This window comes from Bradyrhizobium sp. SEMIA (assembly GCF_014844175.1).
GTDB lineage: Bacteria > Pseudomonadota > Alphaproteobacteria > Rhizobiales > Xanthobacteraceae > Bradyrhizobium > Bradyrhizobium arachidis.
Genome location: NZ_CP046601.1, coordinates 8,213,754 through 8,230,412 on the forward strand (window position 1 = coordinate 8,213,754; position 16,659 = coordinate 8,230,412).

Below are 16,659 nucleotides of genomic sequence, written 5' to 3' on the forward strand. Positions count from 1 at the left end.
TTCGTCTTCAGCAAGGGTTGAGCGGCGGCTCGCCGGCAAGATAGCGGCGAACCTCTTCCGCTGCCTGATCGGCAGCAATGGTGACGGTGCGCAAGGAGGCGCCGGCGATGTGCGGCGTCAGCGTGACGTTCGGCAGTTGCAGTAGCGGCCAATCCAGCGGCACCGGTTCGACGGCAAACGTGTCGAGCATGGCGCCCCCAAGGCGTCCCGAGGACAACACCTCAAAGAGCGCCTTGTAGTCGACCAACGGACCGCGCGCGGTGTTGATCAGCAACGCGCCGGGCTTGACCCGCTCGAGCGCCGCGCGATCGATGAAGCCTGTAGTCTCACCGGTGACCCGCGCGTGCAGGCTGATGACGTCAGCACGCGCCAGCAGATCCGCTAGGCCGACATGCTCGACGCCGTCATTGCGGTCCTGCGCGCTGAGCTGGACGTATGGGTCGGCGACCAGGATCTTGCAGCCGAACGCCTTGAGCAGCTTGACCACGCGGGTGCCGATCGCGCCATAGCCGACGATGCCCACCGTCATCTCGCAGAGCTCGCGGCCGGTGCGATCGGCACGATAGAGATCGCCGCGCCATTCACCGCCGCGCAGAGATTCGTGCCCGCTGCGTATCAGGCGCGTCTCGGCGAGGATGGCGCCGATGGTAAACTCGGCCACCGCGCTCGCGTTGCGGCCGGGAGTGTTGACGACGATCACGCCGTGATCGCGCGTGGCCTGCATATCGATATTGACGGGACCGCCACGCGAGACCGCAATGAATTTCAGGTTCGGCAAGCGCTCCAGCATCGATCGCGAGATCGGCGCGAGGTGCGTCACGAGCAGCGCTGCGTCACCGATGAAGTCGGCGACCTCGTCCGGATCGCCCATGAACTCCTTCAGCCCATCGAGCTTCGAGCCGGCATAGCCGTGCTCCATCGGCCGGTCCGGCCAGGGCTGCTCCAGAAGGCGGAGGTCGACGCCGTTACCGCAGGCAGCTGTGATCTTCTCGGCGAACACCGACGGCAGCATGAAGCGGTCACCAACGATGGCGATGGAGCTAGCCATGACGAGCTCCCGCACGCAGTGCCGCAAGCTGCTTCCAGACCGGCCGCGCCGCGAGCCTCGCCTCCAAATAGGCCGGGAACATCTTTGCGTAGCGCGCGGCCAACGCCGGATCCGCGTTTGTGGTTCGTTCAAATACGGTCTCACCCAGTCCTCCGCGCAGGCCGTCATATCCGGATAAAGTCCGGTTGCGACGGCCGCGATCATCGCAGCCCCTCCAGCCCCGGCTTCGCCGCGGCTACAGACGCGCACATTGCACTCGAGCGCAGCCCCAAGGATGGCCCCGAGCGCGCGGCTGCGCGCTGCGCCGCCGGTGATCCGCACCTCGCTCGGCAACGCGCCCATCGCGGCATAGCAATCGCGCGCGGCGAAGGCGAGCCCTTCCATCACGGCGCGCATCAGGTCCCAATAGCCGTGGCGCGACCGCAGACCGATGAGTTGCGCGCAAGCCTCATGCGCAACGAAGGGCCCGCGCTCGCCGGCATCGGAGATGAAGGGATGAAACAACAGCTCGCCGGCTTTTGCCTCCAGCACCTTTTCGTCGAGGCGGCGGATCAGGTCGGCCCGCGAACGCACGATGCCTTCGGCGGCAAGGAGATCGCGCGCGAGATCGAGTAGCCAGTCGATGTTGAGCGTCGCGGCCATGTTGGACTGCATCTGGGTGTAGTGACCGGCGACCGGGAACGGCATGGTGTAGCCGGTCGCCTCCGTATTCAGCGTGACCGCGTCGGCGCTGGTCGCGAGCCGCATGTGCATGCCAGTGGACCCGATGATGGTGCAGCCGACATCGGGTGAAGGATCGTAGAGGCCCGCGCCGAGCGCATTGCAGACCACGTCGACGTAGCCGAGCGAGACCGGCACACCCTGCGGCAGTCCGGTCTCCATTGCAGCGGCGGCGCTCAGCGGATGCGTCGTCGCGACCCCGTCGACGACCTCAGGAAACAGGGCCGCGCAATCGGAGATGCCGATCAGCCGCGCGGTCTCCGCGTCAAAGCGGCGCTTGCGGAAATCGCCGCAGGTAAAGGTGGATTCCGACGGATCGGTCGCACGCTGGCCGGTGAGCAGGAAGTAGAGCCAATCCTTGCAGTGAAAGGCTGTCTTTGCCCGCGACAAAGTCTCGGGCGCATGCGCCTGCAACCAGGCGAGCTGGGGCCCCTGCTGGCAGGCGTTGAGTCCGGACCCGGTGCGCCGGTAGAGTGCGGCGTTGCGCTCGCTTGAGCGGATCCCGTCGACAAGGCTGGCGGCGCGGGAATCCAACCACAGCAGCGCCGGCGAAGCCGGGCGGCCGTCATCGTCGATCAGCCAGGTGCCATCGCCCTGCCCTGTGACCGCGACGGCAGCGAGGCGCTGGGAAATATCCGGCACGGCCGACACCAGCCCGTGCAATGCGGCGACCGTGTCGCTCCAGGTCCGCGCCATGTCTTGCTCGACGTGGCCACCGGACGAAGTCGTATATGTATTGGGCAGAGAAAAATCGCCGAGCTGTCGCCCGTCGCGCGTGAACGCCACGGTCTTGATCAGAGACGTGCCGGCATCGATGCCGATAATGACGTCGCGCTGCGGCGAGGTCTGCATGGTCAGCCCCCCTCCGCATGGCGAATGCAGGTGCCGTCGGCCCCGAAGATGTGGAGGTGACGCGGCTCCAGCGCGAGCGGGATGACGTCGCCCGGCCGCGCCGCGATCCGGCTCGGTGTCACCGCGATCAGGAGGTGGCCGGCGCATTCTCCCGCGACATGCGACTGGTCGCCGAGCCATTGATTAGACACGACGCGCACGCGGACATCGCCCGTTCCGACCGCAATCTTCTGTGGGCGGATGCCGACCCGGACTCCTCTCGTCTGGCCAAGTGCCTGCCGCGCAGCCTGATCGAGCAATTGGCCTGGAATTTGGAACGCGATATCGGAGCCGACCGACAGGCGGAAACCGCCATCGGCGGGGGCAACCTCTGTCTCCAGCTGATTCATCGGCGGCTCGCCGATGAAGCTGGCGACGAAGAGATTGGCCGGGCGGTTCTTCAATTCCTTTTCGCAGGCGAATTGCTGGAGGACGCCGTCCTCCATCACCGCGATGCGATCAGCGAGCGCGCTCGCCTCGGTCTGGTCATGGGTGACGAAGATCGCCGTCATGCCGCGCTCGGCCAGCAGACCCTTGATCCGGCCACGCAGCACCGCGCGGAGTTGCGGTTCGAGCTGGCCCATGGGCTCATCGAGCAGGTAGAGGTCGGCGTCGCGCACCAACGCGCGGGCGAGCGAAACGCGCTGCTGCTGCCCGCCCGAGATGGCGCGCGGAAAGCTGTCGAGAATATCTTCGATCTCGACCAGCCGCGCGATCGCTTCGACCCGGCGCGATATCTCGCTGCGCGAGAGTTGCTGCGCCTTGAGCGCAAAGGCGATGTTTTCGCGCACCGTCAGCGGCGGATAGAGCGAATAGCCTTCGAAGGCCATCGCCACTTTGCGCCTCGCCGGCGGCAGCTCGTCGATCCGTCGCTGCGACAGCGCGATCGCGCCCGAGGTCACGCTCTCGAACCCCGCGATCATCCGCAAGGTCGAGGTCTTGCCGCAACCAGAGGAGCCTAAGAGAGCAACGATCTCGCCTTTCTTCACTTGCATGTTGAGTGCGCGGACGGCATGCACCGGCGGCTTGCCGCGGCTGCTATAGACCTTATCGACATTCTTGATTTCGAGCATGGCCATGGGTCCGCTCTCCTCACGCCGCCTGACGCCGGTGCGGCAGACCAACCCGGAGCCCGGTCGCACGATCGAACAACAGCGCCACCTCCGGCGCGAAACGGACGAAGACGCCGTCGTCAGCGCTCGCCATCGGTGAATCCGGCGGCAGCGCCGCGAGCCATTCAGAGCCATCGGCAAAGCGCAGCAGCAGCACGGCTCTTTCGTGCATCGGTGTGACCGCGACGACGCGCGCCGGGATCGCGCCCTCGCTGGCGGCACGCGCGATTGTGAGATCGTCGGGACGGACGCCCAGCCAGCATGCGCCATAATCGGCCGGCTGCCTGTCGGGGGACTCGAGACGCATACGCGTCCCGGCCACTTCGGCTGTCAGCGCGCCCTGCTCGGCCTGCGGCGTGACTTCGGCGAGATTGATGCTGGGGTCGCCGAACAAGCGCGCTACCGCAACCGATGCCGGCCGGGCGTAGATCTCTTCGGGGCGCGCGACCTGGACAAGACGGCCCTCGATCAACACCGCGATGCGGTCCGCAATCGCCATCGCTTCGCGATAGTCCTGGGTAACATAGAGCACAGCGGCGGAGCTGCGCCGCAACAGGCTCGGCAGCTCCAGCCGCATTTCATAGCGAAGTTTTGCATCGACGTTGCGCAAGGGATCATCCAGGAGCAGCACCTCCGGATTGCCGATCAGCGCACGCGCGAGCGCCGTTCGCTGCTTTTGCCCGTTGGACAATTCGCGGGGCATGTGGCTGAGCACATCCTCGATCTTCAACAACCGGCTGATCGACGTGACCCGCGAAGCCAACTCTCCGCCCTTGGCCTTCGTCCGCAGGCCGCTCGCGATATTGTCCCGCGCGCTCATATGCGGGAACAGCGCAAAGTTCTGGAAGGCCATGCCGATGCCGCGCTGCTCCGGCGGCGCGCCGACGATAGATCGGCCGCCGACCAGGATGTCGCCCTCATCGGGCTCGAACATGCCCGCGATCATGCGCAGCAGCACGGTCTTGCCGCTGCCCGAAGGCCCGAACACCGCGACGATCTCGCCGGGCTCGACAGCGAGCGAAAGGTTGTCGGCGCAACGTACCGCGCCGAACGCCTTGCCAACGGAATTGAGTTCGAGACGCGCCATCCTGTCAGCCTTTCACCGCGCCGAGCGACAGACCCTCGACCAGATAGCGCTGCGCATAGAGCGCGAGCAGCAGCGTCGGCGTGACCGAGAGCACGATCGCGGCTGCGATCTGGCCGTACTGGATGCCGGAGGCCGTGACGAAGGCTAGCGCGCCTACGGTCACCGGCTGTTTGTCGGCGGAGGCCAGGATCAGCGCGAAGACGAAGTTGTTCCAGCAGAAGATGAAGGACAGCAGACCCGCCGCCGCGATCCCGGGACCGGCAAGCGGCACCGCAATGCGTGTAAAGGCCTCGCGCCAGGAATGGCCGGCGAGCCGATAGGCGTGCTCGATGTCCGGACTGATGTCCTCGAAATAGCCGCGGACGATCCACAGGATCAACGGCAGCGCGATGAGCTGATAGACCCAGACGATGCCGAAATAGGTGTCGCTGAGCCCGAGCTGCTGATAGTAGAGCGACAGCGGCAGCAGCACGAGCAGAGGCGGAGCGAAGCGGAACGAGAGCAGCGTGAATGCGATGCTCTCGCCCAGACGGAACTTGAACCGCGCAAAGGCATAGGCCGCGGGCACGCCGAGCAGCAGTGCCAGGACCACCGCCGCACTCGACAGCACGAAGCTGTTCATGAGGTTGCGCATGAAGGAGATCTCAAGATTTCCGGCCGTGGTGCGTAGTTGGCCCGAGATCAAGGCCTGATAGTTGGAAAGCGTCGGCTCGAACAGGATGTGCGGCGGAATCCGCAGGATCTGTTCGTTCGTCTGGAACGACATCATGAGGATCCAGACGATCGGGAACATGAAGAAGACAAGCACCAGCGCCAAAGCCACGCCCCGGAAGATGCGACCTGCGAGACTGGAATGATCCATCGCCGCCTCCTCAGCCGTGACCATGGGCGCGTGCGCGCAGCCGCAGCCAGTTCTTGATGAAGATGTTTGACAGGATGTTGGTGATCAGCCACAGGATCATCAGCAGCGCCGCCGAGCGGCCGACATTGGTGTACTGGAAGAATTCGAGATAGGCCTGGACCTGGAACACCATCAGCCGGTCGCCGGGCCCGCCTTGCGTCATCGCATAGATGATGTCGAACTGCTGGATGGAATCGAGCAGGCGGAACAGCGAGGCCGTGATGATGTAGGGCGCAAGCATCGGCAGCGTGATGCGGAAGAACACGAAGCTTGCCGGAACGCCGTCGAGCGCCGCCGCCTCGAACGGCTGGCGCGGCAGCGAGCGCAGGCCCGCAAGCAGCAGAATCATGATGAAGGGCGTGTAGACCCAGACGTCGACCAGCACGACCGTGAACAGCGCGCTCGACGGGTCCGACGCCCATTTGAAATCGTGCACGCCGAACAGGCTGACCAGATAGGACAGGATGCCGAAGCTCGGATTGGTCATCAGCTTCCACATCAGCGCGGCAATCGCGGGTGCCGTCATCAGCGGCAGCAGAAGCACGATCGACACCGCATTGTGGAAGCGCGTCGGCCGCCGCAGGAGCAAGGCGATACCAAGGCCGAGCAGAAGCTCGAGTACCACGGTCAAGGCGGTATAGACGAGCGAGATGCGCAGCGTATTCCAGAATGCGGGGTCGGAGAGGAAGTCGATGTAATTGTCGACACCGATGAAGCCGCGCAAGTACGGCAGGTTCAGCCGGTAGCGCTGGAGCGAATAGACCGCGGCCGTCACGAATGGCACCAGGATTGCGATGCAGACGAGCAGAGCCGGCAGGCTCAGCAGGTAAGGCAGCATGCGCCCGCGCAGCCTCGTGGTGCGGCGCGGAAGCGCGGAGGTCTGAAGGAGTTGAACCATGCTCATGATGATACGGGATCACATACTCACTGCAACACCGCCGGCCCGGATCGGGTAGGCGTTCCGAACCGGCGGGTTGTCGTGGCGCGGAGGAATTAAGACACCACGAAAGGCGTCAACCGAGGCTAGTTCATCCAAGACCTATTCAACCAAGACCTGCCTGTTTGAGCTGACGGTTTATGCTGTCAGCGAGCTTGTCGAGGCCTTCGTCGACGCTGATCTCCTTGGCGACCATCTTCTGGAGCGAGGCCGCCCATTCGGTGGTCAGGTCGAAGAACAGCGGCTGCGCTGTGAAGTAGATCTTGGCGCCCGGGGCAGAGACGTCATGCTGCTCCAGATAGCCGGGATAGGACTTTGCGATGCGGTCGCGGAACTCCGAGTCCTTCCAGACCGAGGCGCGCACCGGGTTGACGAAGTCCATCTTGCGGGCACCGAACAGGCCGTGCTCGGTCGAGGCCGCCCATTGCATGAACACCCAGGCCGCGTCCTTCTGCTTGGAGAAGCTCGACATTGCGAGCGACCAGATCCAGACGTTCGGCGTCGGCGCCTTGGCCGCCGGGTTGGCGGCGAAGGGTGCGTAGCCAAGATGGCCCTTCTCCTTGTTATCGCCGCCGTTCATGAAGTAGCCGAGAATGTCGGCGTCGAAGATCATGCCGGACGCGCCGGCGCCGAGATCGGTGCCGACCTGGTACCAGGTGTAGGTCGACCAGTTCTTCGGACCCGAGCCCTGGATCATCTTGACCCACTTCTCGTGGAAATCTTTCGAGGCCTTGGTGTTCATCGCGGCCTTCAGCTTGCCGCCTTCCATCGCAAAGTCCTTCTGGCCGAAGTTCGAATAAGCCGAGAGGAAACCGGGATGGATAGTTGCCCAGGAGCGCGAGCCGCGCACGCCGACGCCGTAAGGCCCGCCCGCGTCCTTGGTGATCTTCGCCGCTACCTCAAGCATTTCGTCGAGGTTCTGCGGCGGCTTGACGCCGACCTTGTCGAAGATGTTGCGGTTGTAAGCGATGTTGTTGAGCTCGTAGCCCCAGGGGATGCACCACTGCTTGGCCTTGCCCGAGCCGAGCTCGGAGCCCGCAATGCCGTCCCAGGCGGTCGAGGACCGCAGACCGGGCAGCACGTCGTCCCAGGCGAAGGCCGGGTTGGTCTTGGCGGGATCCTTGATGTAGGTGTTGAGGTCCTCGATCCAGCCGGCCGGACCATAGGTCCAGGTCATGTAGGCGCCGGTCATGAAGGCGTCGTACTGATCCGACTTCGAGGACAGCGCCGCCGTCACCTTGTCGAAATAGACGTCCTCCGGGAAGATATCGTAGGTGACGTTCATGCCCGTCAGCGTCTTGAACGCTTCGAGGTCGCCGATCATCGCATCGACGTAGGGATGCTTGTTCAGCAGCAGCTTGACGGACTTGCCGCTATAGGCCTTCCAGTTGAAGTCCGCGGCCATCGCCCGCGACATCGCGGAGGCGAAGGCTGCGTTGGCCGCTGCGCCGGCGATGCCGAGCTTGGCGGCTCCGTCCAGTAAATCACGCCGGCTGATGCGTTTGGCGGCGTAGGAATCGAACAGATTCTTCTCGCGATCGTGCATTGTAACCTCCCATGGTGCGCGTTTACTTTCCCTTCCGACCTTTGTTCTTGATTTTGCCGGATGTTGCCTCCGGCTTGTCGGTAGCGAGTGCCTGCGCTGTCACCTCATCGATGATGAGGCCGTGCAGGAGGCCACTGCGCAAAACTGCGCGCAGCGCCGTGACCTTGACCAGTCCGCCGCCGATGGCGACGATGCGGTGCTTCCGCAAATCCGCCGCCTCCATCGAGGTGGCGCGCGCCGACAGATCGATGTCGAGCATCTCGCCATCGGCATTGAAGAAATGGCCGAGCAGGTCGGCGCAGGCGCCTTCCCGCTTCAGTTCCACGACCTCGTCCGGCCTGATCATGCCGCTCGAGACCAGAAAGCCCTCGGCATGGATCTGGCCGATGCCGACGAACAACAGCGAGGCCTTGCGGGCGAGCGCGAACACATCGGCTATGCCGTACTGCTGCATCAGAACGGCGCGGTCGGCGACAGAATTGGCGAACACGGGAACCGGCAGAAGATAGGCCTCCGCACCGGTCCGCTCGGCCAGGCGATGGATGACGTCGAACGGATTGGCGGCGAATTTCCGCGTCAGCCCTCCAAGCAGCGACACGAATTGCACGCCGCGCGCCGGCGTCTGCGGCAATTGTTCCACCATCGCGGCGAGCGTGCGGCCGTGGCCGACGCCGATGATCATGTGCTCGCCGCGCTCGAGGATCTGCCGCAGGAAGCTGGCACCCTCCAGTGCCAGCGCCTTCAGCGGCAGGTCGCCCTCGCCGAGATCGGGCGCGACACGGCAGAAGGAGAGCCCGTAGCGCTCGACCAGCGTGTTCTCCAGCGCGACGCATTCGGCGACCGGCCCTTCCACGAAGACCCGGATCATGCCCTCGCGACTGGCGCGCGCGATCAGCCGGTGCGCCTTGGTGCTCTGGATGTTGAGGCGGTCGGCCACCTCCGACTGGGTCAGTCCGGCGGCGAAGTAGAGCCAGGCCGCGCGTGTCGCGAGCGACGCTTCGCCGTCAATCGTCGCCAGCCTGTCCGGTTGCATCACCACGGCGAAAAAGCCCGCTTGCAAATTTCTTCATGTCTTGCAAAAAATTGCAGAGGCCTGCCGGGACGTCAATCCCCCAAACGTGCTGCACTGCAATCGCAGCGGCGATTTGCGGTCTCAGCCGTTGCGGCGTGCCAAAGGGAGGTGAGATCGAAATGACGAGCATGTTTCTCGGCATCGACATCGGAACCAGCGGGGTGCGCGCCTGCGCCGTCGATGCGCGCGGCGACATCCAGGGCATGGAATCCGCCCCCCTTGCCCCGCCGCGACAGGACGGCAATGCGATTGATCAGGATCCGGAATGCTGGTGGCATGCGACGGCGGTCACAATCAGCAAGCTCGGCCGCAGCATCGATCTCGAAGCCGTCGAACGCATCTGTGTCGACGGCACGTCAGGTACGCTGCTGCTGATCGATGCTGACGGACGGCCCTGCACGCCGGGACTGATGTACAACGATGCCCGCGCGGCGAAGGAAGCCGACCGCATCGCATCGATCGCCCCGGAGGAAAGCGGCGCGCACGGCGCGAGCAGCGCGCTTGCGAAGCTGCTGCATCTGTCGAGCAACCCCAAAGCCAGCAACGCGCGCCTTGCCGTGCATCAGGCCGACTGGATCGCCGGCCGGCTTACCGGCGAGCACGGCGTCAGCGACGAGAACAACGCCTTGAAGCTCGGCTACGATCCCGTCACGCGCACCTGGCCGGCCTGGCTCGAACAACTCGGCGTTTCCCGCACGATGCTGCCACGTGTGCTGGTGCCGGGGACGCCGTTCGCCGGGATCGACCCGAAGATTGCCGCGGAGCTTGGCCTGTCGGGCTCGGCTCGCATTGCGGCCGGCACCACCGATGGCGTCGCCGCCTTCATCGCCGCGCGCGCCGACGCGCCCGGCGATGCCGTGACCTCGCTCGGCACGACGCTGGTGGTCAAGCTGCTTGCGACGCAGCCGATCTTTGCTGCCGATCAGGGCGTCTATTCACACCGGCTCGGCGAGCGCTGGCTTGCCGGCGGCGCCTCCAATTCCGGCGGCGGCGCGCTGCTTGCGCATTTTTCGGCTGCCGACATAGAGCGGCTGACGCCGCAACTGAGGCCGAAGGAGCCGATCGGGCTGGACTACTATCCGCTGCCGAAACCCGGCGAGCGCTTTCCGATTGCCGATCCGACGTTGGCCGCACGGATCACGCCGCGCCCAGCGGAAGATCATCGCTTCTTCCAGGCTCTGCTCGAAGGCGTCGCATCGGTCGAAGCGCTCGCCTATCAACAACTCGCGCGGCTCGGCGCACCGCCATTACGTCGCGTCATCAGCATTGGCGGCGGCGCAGTGAATGAAGCCTGGACCGAGATCAGGCGCCGCGCACTCGGCGTTCCGGTGACCACGGCCGAGCAGACCGAAGCAAGCTATGGCGCGGCGCGGCTCGCCATGCAGGGCCGTCCCTCATGAGACCTGGTGCCATCGAAATCGACGCGCTCGGCCCGATCGCCGACCGGTTCGATCACGTGCTGCTCGATCAATGGGGCACGCTGCACGAGGGCGGCGCGGTGTTTGCGGCGGCGCGCGACTGCGTCGCAAGGCTGAAGGCGGCCGGCAAGCGCGTGCTGGTTCTGTCGAACTCGGGCAAGCGCGCGGGCAGCAACGAAGAGCGGCTCGCAAGACTCGGCCTGCCGCCAACGGCCTATGACGGCATCCTGACCTCGGGCGAAGTGACCTGGACGGGCTTGCGGGAACGCGCGCGCGTACCATTCAAGGATCTCGGCCAATCGTGCTTCCTCGTCACGCGCGGCGGCGATCACTCGATCATTGACGGGCTCGACCTCAGCGTCGTGGCCGATGTTGAACGGGCCGATTTCATCCTGCTCGCAGGCCTCGACGACGCTGTCGCCGAACCCGAGCGCTGGCGCGCGCACCTGACGGATGCTACGGCGCGCGGACTGCCGATGCTGTGCGCCAATCCCGACCTGGCCATGTTCGGTGTCACCGGATTGATCCCTGCGCCCGGCGCATTGGCGCGCTTCTATGAAACGCTGGGTGGTCGCGTGGCCTATGTCGGCAAGCCGCATGCGCCGATCTTTGCGGCGGCGCTCGAACGGCTGCGCCAACCGGACCCTGCGCGCGTGCTGATGATCGGCGACAGCCTCGATCACGACGTCGCCGGCGCCCGCAGGGCGGGCATGCTGACACTGCTGCTAAGATCGGGCGTGCACCGCGTTGCGACGCGGAATTCTTCGAACGGGGTCCTCACATTGCGAAGATCGGTCGGCGCGGACGTTCCGATGCCGCACTGGACGATGAACCATCTGGCCTGGTGAGAGGCGCGCGATGCAACAGCAACCTGCCTTGCTCCATGAGCTGCGCCGCACATCGGCGCGCGTCGGTCGCAACATCCTGCTGGTGCAAGGCGCCGGCGGCAACTCCTCAATCAAGCACGACGATTTGCTCTGGGTGAAGGCGTCCGGCACTTGGCTCGCAGATGCTGAGGAAAAGAACATCTTCGTGCCGGTCGCGCTTAGCGCGGCGCGCGCGGCGCTCGCGCAGGGTGATGAACGGGTGCCGCTCGCGCCCGACGCCGGCACGACATTGCGGGCCTCGATCGAGACCTCGCTCCACGCGCTCATGCCGCACACGGTCGTGCTGCATGTCCATTCGGTCAATACCATCGCCTGGGCGGTGCGGACCGATGCGCGGGAGGAGTTTGCCAGGCGACTGGAAGGACTAGCCTGGCACTGGCTCGACTATCACCATCCGGGACTGCCGCTCGCCAGCGTCGTGAATCATACGCTGGGGCAGCACAAGGCGGATGTGCTTGTCCTTGGTAATCATGGGCTGGTGGTCGGTGCCGAGACCTGCGCCGGCGCAGAGGCTCTGGTCGACGAAGTCGAGAGCCGCCTGGCGCTTGCGCCGCGCTCCGCAATTCGTCCAGATGAAGATGCGCTTCGCTCAATCTGCGCCGGCACGGCGTATCGCCTGCCAAAGGACCCGCAATGCCACAGCATTGCAATCGACCCTTTCAGCCGCGCGATTGCGACCAGCGGTTCGCTCTATCCGGATCATGTGGTCTTCCTCGGTTCGGGCTTACCCGTTCTGGAACGGGGGGAAGACTTTCGCGCCCCTGCATCACGAGTACGGGCCGACGGGCTGCCACACCCGGTCGCACTGCTCATTCCAGGCCTCGGTTGCGTCGCTCGCGAGGATGCAAGCGACGGCGCCGAAGCGATGCTGAGCTGTCTCGCCCTGGTGACCTGCCGCTTACCTCTTGCGGCACAGGTTCGCTATCTAACGCGGGAGAATGAGTACACGCTGCTGAATTGGGATGCCGAGCGATATCGCCAGCAACTGACCGCAAATCGCGGACCCGACTGAACAAGCGATCTGTACCTCCGGTTGCGAAGCCCTGCGCAGCATCGTCGGGCCCGCCCCTATTGTCCATTGCGCGCATTGGCAATTGGCGCAGAGCGGCGAATGGCGCGACGCAGGTCTCTTCGCCGCCATCGGAAATGTCGGCTTGTAGTCGTCCGCCGATCCGAGGCTGCTCACGTGTATCTCAGAAGGTCTGCTCATCTTGGCCATGATGAGATTTTCTTGGACCTCCCGGTGCACACGCCGTGCACACGCCACCTTCTAACTGCTTGAAGAACTTAGACTCTCGCTCCAATCCATCATTGGAGAGATTGCGTTTGCAGGTCGCATACGCGCCGACCGTCTCGGACAGCAATTTCGCAGTGAGGCTCTATCACCGCAAAACGACCGTTTGAAAAATCAGGTACTCAAACGGTTTTTGATAGCTAAGGCATTGATTTGGTGGGCGCACCAGGGCTCGAACCTGGGACCCGCTGATTAAGAGTCAGCTGCTCTACCAACTGAGCTATGCGCCCGAAAGGCGGTCAAATGCCTTGCGAGGCCGGTCGTTTAGCAAAGCGATCCGGGTCTGGCAAGCGATGCGGCGAAGGTTTTTCCACAGTCCCCAAAAAGCGAAAAGCCGCTGGATTCCAGCGGCTTCGCAAAGGTTAATCCCCGTAAAATCCGCGGTGGCTCAGAGCCGGCCCTCGCGGTCCCGGTCCGGACCGTCGTCGCGGTCGAAACGATCGCGGCGGAAGTGCTCCATGCCGCGCTCCATCATACGGTCCATGCCCCGTTCCATGAAGTGCCGGGGCGGGCCGTCCTCGCCGCGCCGAACGGGCCGCGGTGGCGGGTCCTCGGCTGCGGGGGTGGCGGCGGCGCGGAGCCCGGCTTGCGCTCGGCGGTCAGCGCCACCATCGCGGTGGTGACGCCGGGGATGGCACGCACCGCGGCTTCGGCCTCGGCCCGGATGGATTCCCAGGCCCGCGCCTCGGCGGCATCGACATTGATCGAGAAGAACACCTTGCCGTCCGAGGCGCTGATCGCGCTCAGCACATTGGCATTGGTGAGCGCGACCCCGCGCGGCGACTTGATCCGGGCGAGGCTGTCGAGAACCTGTTGCTGCGTCACGCTCAAAGCGCATCTCCTGGAGAGAGCATGAAGCGGTTTTCCGACCAGATCATGCTCAGGACTTTAAGATGCCCCATTAGAGCGGAAACGGCCAAAAGGCTACTGCCTGCCGATATCGTCAGCCATCTCGGCGGGCGCGGCCCCCTGCTCGCTGGCGGCCTCGTAATTGAGCTCGATCATGACCCCGTTGGGGTCGTGGACGAAGATCTGCCAGAGGTCGCCGCCGGGCACCTGACGGGAGTCGAACTTCATCCCCTTGGACGCCAGCCGCTGCTTCATGTCGTCGAACCCGCGGCTGACGAAGGCGACGTGGTGGACAACGCCGGAATCCGGCTTTTGTGGCTCGGCGGTCGGAGAAATATCGACGAGGTGCACCACCGCCTTGCCCTCGCTGTACATCCAGGCGCCGGGGAAGGCGAAATCCGGCCGCGGGCCTTTTTCCAGGCCGAGCACGTCCTCGTAGAAGCGGACCGTCTCGGCCAGATGCCGGGTCCGGATGTTGAAATGATCGAGCACGCCCACGCTCACGCCGCCCATCCCTCTGCTCCTTTTCTTGAAGTCCTTGTTGAAGGTCCGAGATCAGCCATCCTAGCACAGGGGGGCGTCAAACGAAGCCGTTGCCCTTCCGCCTCAAGGGTTTATGGTGCGCTCGTTCCCCTTCATGTGGAACTTTAGGACCCCCGGCTGGCGTCCCTCGCCCGGCTGCAACCGTAAAACTCAAGCTACGGACACACACATGGCTAAAGTCGCTTTCCTCGGTCTCGGCGTGATGGGTTTCCCCATGGCCGGACACCTCGTGAAAAAAGGGGGCCATGAGGTCACCGTCTACAACCGCACCGCGGCCAAGGCGAAGGAATGGGCGGACAAGTTCGGCGGCAAGACCGCACCGACCCCGAAGGCCGCCGCCGAGGGCCAGGATTTCGTGATGTGCTGCGTCGGCAACGACAACGACCTGCGCGCGGTCACGATCGGTGCTGACGGCGCATTCGCCGGCATGAAGAAGGGCGCGACCTTCGTCGACCACACCACCGCCTCCGCCGAAGTCGCCCGCGAGCTCGATGCCGCCGCGACCAAGGCCGGCTTCAAGTTCGTCGACGCGCCCGTGTCCGGCGGCCAGGCCGGCGCCGAGAACGGCGTGCTGACGGTGATGTGCGGCGGTGCGCCGGATGCCTATGCCGGCGCCGAGCCGATCATCACGGCTGCCTATGCGCGGATGTGCAAGCTGCTCGGGCCCGCCGGAAGCGGCCAGCTGACCAAGATGGTCAACCAGATCTGCATCGCCGGCCTCGTGCAGGGCCTCTCCGAGGGCATCCACTTCGCCAAGAAGAGCGGCCTCGACGTCGCCGCGGTGATCGAGACCATCTCCAAGGGCGCGGCGCAGTCCTGGCAGATGGAGAACCGCTACAAGACCATGAACGACGGCAAATACGATTTCGGCTTCGCGGTCGAATGGATGCGCAAGGACCTCTCGATCTCGCTGGCCGAAGCCCGCCGCAACGGCGCAAACCTGCCGGTGACCGCGCTGGTCGACCAGTTCTACGCCGAGGTCGAGAAGATGGGCGGCAAGCGCTGGGATACGTCGAGCCTGCTTGCGCGCCTGCAACGCTGACGTCTGAGGGACCGTCCCCACTTTGCTGACCGCGATTGCCGTCATCTTCGTCGTCGCCTATGCGGCGATCGCGCTCGAGCATCCGCTCGGGATCAACAAGAGTGCCACGGCGCTGATCGGCGCCGTATTGCTCTGGACCGTCTACGCGGTCACCACGGGCGACCATGCGCTGGTCAACCACGCGCTCAACGAGTCCGTCGCCTCCACCGCACAGATCGTGTTCTTCCTCATCGGCGCGATGACCATCGTCGAGGTCATCGACGCCCATGACGGCTTCGAGGTCATCACCTCCCGCATCAGCACCACGAGCCAGGTCCGGCTGATGTGGCTGGTCGGCTTCGTGGCCTTCGTGCTCAGCGCGATCCTGGACAATCTGACCACCACCATCGTGATGGTCTCGCTGATCCAGCGGCTGATCGCCAAGCGCGACGACCGGCTGCTGTTCGCCTCTCTCATCGTCATCGCCGCGAACGCCGGCGGCGCATGGACCGTGATCGGCGACGTCACCACGACCATGCTGTGGATCGGCGGGCAGATCACGCCGCTGAACATCATGGGCGCGGTGTTCCTGCCCTCACTGGTCAATCTGCTCGTCCCGCTCGCCTTCCTCAGCTTCCTGGTGAGGGGCAAGACCATCGCGCCGCCGCCGAAGGAGGACGGCTTGCAGGTGATCGGGGCATTCGAGCGCAACCTGATGTTCTATCTCGGGCTCGGCACGCTGATCGCCGTGCCCGCCTTCAAGACGGTCACGCATCTGCCGCCGTTCATGGGCGTGCTGCTCGGGCTCGGCATCGTCTGGCTGGTCGGCGAGATCGTCCACCGCGGCAAGGACGAGCATGTCCGCCATCCGCTCACCCTGGCGCATGCGCTGACGCGGATCGACATGGGCTCGATCGTGTTCTTCGTCGGAATCCTGCTCGCCGTCGCCTGCCTCGAACATGCGGGCCTGCTGACGATGCTGGCCCGATGGCTGGAAGCGACCATCGGCCGCCAGGACATCATCGTCGTCGTGCTCGGCCTGCTCAGCGCCGTCATCGACAACGTCCCGCTGGTCGCCGCGACCATGGGCATGTACGACCTCGGCCACTACCCGCCGGACAGCTTCATCTGGGAGTTCATCGCCTATTGCGCCGGCACCGGCGGCTCGATCCTGATCATCGGCTCGGCCGCAGGCGTCGCCGCCATGGGGCTCGAGCGGATCGAGTTCCTCTGGTACGCCCGCCGCATCGCCGGCCCGGCGCTTGCGGGCTATCTGGCGGGCGCCGTCGTCTACGTCGCACAGCATGCTGCGCTGCATTGAACGGCAGTTAGC

The 16,659-nt window shown here is 64.9% G+C and carries 13 protein-coding genes, 1 tRNA gene and 2 pseudogenes; 5 read left to right on the plus strand and 11 right to left on the minus strand.

Annotated features, from left to right (window positions below):
- Positions 1 to 7 precede the first annotated feature (7 nt).
- The 8 genes and pseudogenes from FOM02_RS39410 to FOM02_RS39445 all read right to left on the minus strand — a co-directional run bounded on the left by FOM02_RS39410 (position 8) and on the right by FOM02_RS39445 (position 9,275).
- Entirely contained in the window at positions 8 to 1,048 is a 1,041-nt protein-coding gene (locus tag FOM02_RS39410; protein ID WP_027560430.1) for a 2-hydroxyacid dehydrogenase, read from the minus strand.
- Positions 1,041 to 2,620 (minus strand): annotated as a pseudogene (locus FOM02_RS39415) (FGGY family carbohydrate kinase). Before FOM02_RS39415 ends, FOM02_RS39410 begins: the two are co-directional and overlap by 8 nt.
- A gap of 2 nt (positions 2,621 to 2,622) precedes the next feature.
- Positions 2,623 to 3,732, minus strand: a complete 1,110-nt coding sequence (locus tag FOM02_RS39420) for an ABC transporter ATP-binding protein (RefSeq protein WP_027560432.1) — start codon at positions 3,730 to 3,732, stop codon at positions 2,623 to 2,625.
- Positions 3,733 to 3,751: 19 nt separating this feature from the next.
- A complete protein-coding gene (locus FOM02_RS39425; RefSeq protein WP_027560433.1) occupies positions 3,752 to 4,858 on the minus strand; it encodes an ABC transporter ATP-binding protein in 1,107 nt (368 codons plus the stop codon).
- Positions 4,859 to 4,862: 4 nt separating this feature from the next.
- Positions 4,863 to 5,720: a carbohydrate ABC transporter permease gene (locus FOM02_RS39430; protein WP_027560434.1), complete on the minus strand. Its 858-nt coding sequence runs from the start codon at positions 5,718 to 5,720 to the stop codon at positions 4,863 to 4,865.
- Between the two features lie 10 nt (positions 5,721 to 5,730).
- A complete protein-coding gene (locus FOM02_RS39435) occupies positions 5,731 to 6,657 on the minus strand; it encodes a carbohydrate ABC transporter permease (RefSeq protein WP_181411702.1) in 927 nt (308 codons plus the stop codon).
- 145 nt (positions 6,658 to 6,802) lie between these two features.
- Positions 6,803 to 8,242, minus strand: a complete 1,440-nt coding sequence (locus FOM02_RS39440) for an extracellular solute-binding protein (RefSeq protein ID WP_027560436.1) — start codon at positions 8,240 to 8,242, stop codon at positions 6,803 to 6,805.
- A 22-nt stretch (positions 8,243 to 8,264) separates the two neighbouring features.
- Positions 8,265 to 9,275 carry a sugar-binding transcriptional regulator gene (locus tag FOM02_RS39445; protein WP_027560437.1) on the minus strand — a complete coding sequence of 337 codons (1,011 nt, stop codon included), beginning with the start codon at positions 9,273 to 9,275 and terminating at the stop codon, positions 8,265 to 8,267.
- Positions 9,276 to 9,433: 158 nt separating this feature from the next.
- On the opposite strand from FOM02_RS39445, the gene FOM02_RS39450 reads away from it, so the two are divergent.
- The 3 genes from FOM02_RS39450 to FOM02_RS39460 are packed head-to-tail and all read left to right on the plus strand — an operon-like array spanning position 9,434 to position 12,631.
- Positions 9,434 to 10,714: an FGGY-family carbohydrate kinase gene (locus tag FOM02_RS39450; protein ID WP_027560438.1), complete on the plus strand. Its 1,281-nt coding sequence runs from the start codon at positions 9,434 to 9,436 to the stop codon at positions 10,712 to 10,714.
- Positions 10,711 to 11,580: a TIGR01459 family HAD-type hydrolase gene (locus FOM02_RS39455; RefSeq protein ID WP_027560439.1), complete on the plus strand. Its 870-nt coding sequence runs from the start codon at positions 10,711 to 10,713 to the stop codon at positions 11,578 to 11,580. Before FOM02_RS39450 ends, FOM02_RS39455 begins: the two co-directional genes overlap by 4 nt.
- Before the next feature lie 10 nt (positions 11,581 to 11,590).
- A complete protein-coding gene (locus tag FOM02_RS39460; RefSeq protein WP_035729329.1) occupies positions 11,591 to 12,631 on the plus strand; it encodes a class II aldolase/adducin family protein in 1,041 nt (346 codons plus the stop codon).
- Between the two features lie 436 nt (positions 12,632 to 13,067).
- On the opposite strand, the gene FOM02_RS39465 is transcribed toward FOM02_RS39460, so the two are convergent.
- The 3 genes and pseudogenes from FOM02_RS39465 to FOM02_RS39475 form a co-directional block, all read right to left on the minus strand.
- Positions 13,068 to 13,143 (minus strand) — tRNA-Lys (locus FOM02_RS39465).
- A 322-nt stretch (positions 13,144 to 13,465) separates the two neighbouring features.
- Positions 13,466 to 13,744 (minus strand): annotated as a pseudogene (locus FOM02_RS39470) (iron-sulfur cluster assembly protein); the annotation flags it as partial.
- 93 nt (positions 13,745 to 13,837) lie between these two features.
- Positions 13,838 to 14,275, minus strand: a complete 438-nt coding sequence (locus FOM02_RS39475) for a VOC family protein (RefSeq protein WP_027557207.1) — start codon at positions 14,273 to 14,275, stop codon at positions 13,838 to 13,840.
- Between the two features lie 124 nt (positions 14,276 to 14,399).
- On the opposite strand from FOM02_RS39475, the gene FOM02_RS39480 reads away from it, so the two are divergent.
- Entirely contained in the window at positions 14,400 to 15,347 is a 948-nt protein-coding gene (locus FOM02_RS39480) for an NAD(P)-dependent oxidoreductase (RefSeq protein ID WP_084334161.1), read from the plus strand.
- A gap of 22 nt (positions 15,348 to 15,369) precedes the next feature.
- Positions 15,370 to 16,647, plus strand: a complete 1,278-nt coding sequence (gene nhaD, locus FOM02_RS39485; RefSeq protein WP_027557205.1) for a sodium:proton antiporter NhaD — start codon at positions 15,370 to 15,372, stop codon at positions 16,645 to 16,647.
- The last annotated feature ends 12 nt before the right edge of the window (positions 16,648 to 16,659 follow it).

Bases quoted from the DNA above. Each gene is read 5' to 3' on its own strand.
- FOM02_RS39410 (WP_027560430.1), bottom strand. From the start codon at position 1,048: ATGGCTAGCTCCATCGCCATCGTTGGTGACCGCTTCATGCTGCCGTCG.
- FOM02_RS39420 (WP_027560432.1), bottom strand. From the start codon at position 3,732: ATGCTCGAAATCAAGAATGTCGATAAGGTCTATAGCAGCCGCGGCAAG.
- FOM02_RS39425 (WP_027560433.1), bottom strand. From the start codon at position 4,858: ATGGCGCGTCTCGAACTCAATTCCGTTGGCAAGGCGTTCGGCGCGGTA.
- FOM02_RS39430 (WP_027560434.1), bottom strand. From the start codon at position 5,720: ATGGATCATTCCAGTCTCGCAGGTCGCATCTTCCGGGGCGTGGCTTTG.
- FOM02_RS39435 (WP_181411702.1), bottom strand. From the start codon at position 6,657: ATGGTTCAACTCCTTCAGACCTCCGCGCTTCCGCGCCGCACCACGAGG.
- FOM02_RS39440 (WP_027560436.1), bottom strand. From the start codon at position 8,242: ATGCACGATCGCGAGAAGAATCTGTTCGATTCCTACGCCGCCAAACGC.
- FOM02_RS39445 (WP_027560437.1), bottom strand. From the start codon at position 9,275: ATGCAACCGGACAGGCTGGCGACGATTGACGGCGAAGCGTCGCTCGCG.
- FOM02_RS39450 (WP_027560438.1), top strand. From the start codon at position 9,434: ATGACGAGCATGTTTCTCGGCATCGACATCGGAACCAGCGGGGTGCGC.
- FOM02_RS39455 (WP_027560439.1), top strand. From the start codon at position 10,711: ATGAGACCTGGTGCCATCGAAATCGACGCGCTCGGCCCGATCGCCGAC.
- FOM02_RS39460 (WP_035729329.1), top strand. From the start codon at position 11,591: ATGCAACAGCAACCTGCCTTGCTCCATGAGCTGCGCCGCACATCGGCG.
- FOM02_RS39475 (WP_027557207.1), bottom strand. From the start codon at position 14,275: ATGGGCGGCGTGAGCGTGGGCGTGCTCGATCATTTCAACATCCGGACC.
- FOM02_RS39480 (WP_084334161.1), top strand. From the start codon at position 14,400: ATGTGGAACTTTAGGACCCCCGGCTGGCGTCCCTCGCCCGGCTGCAAC.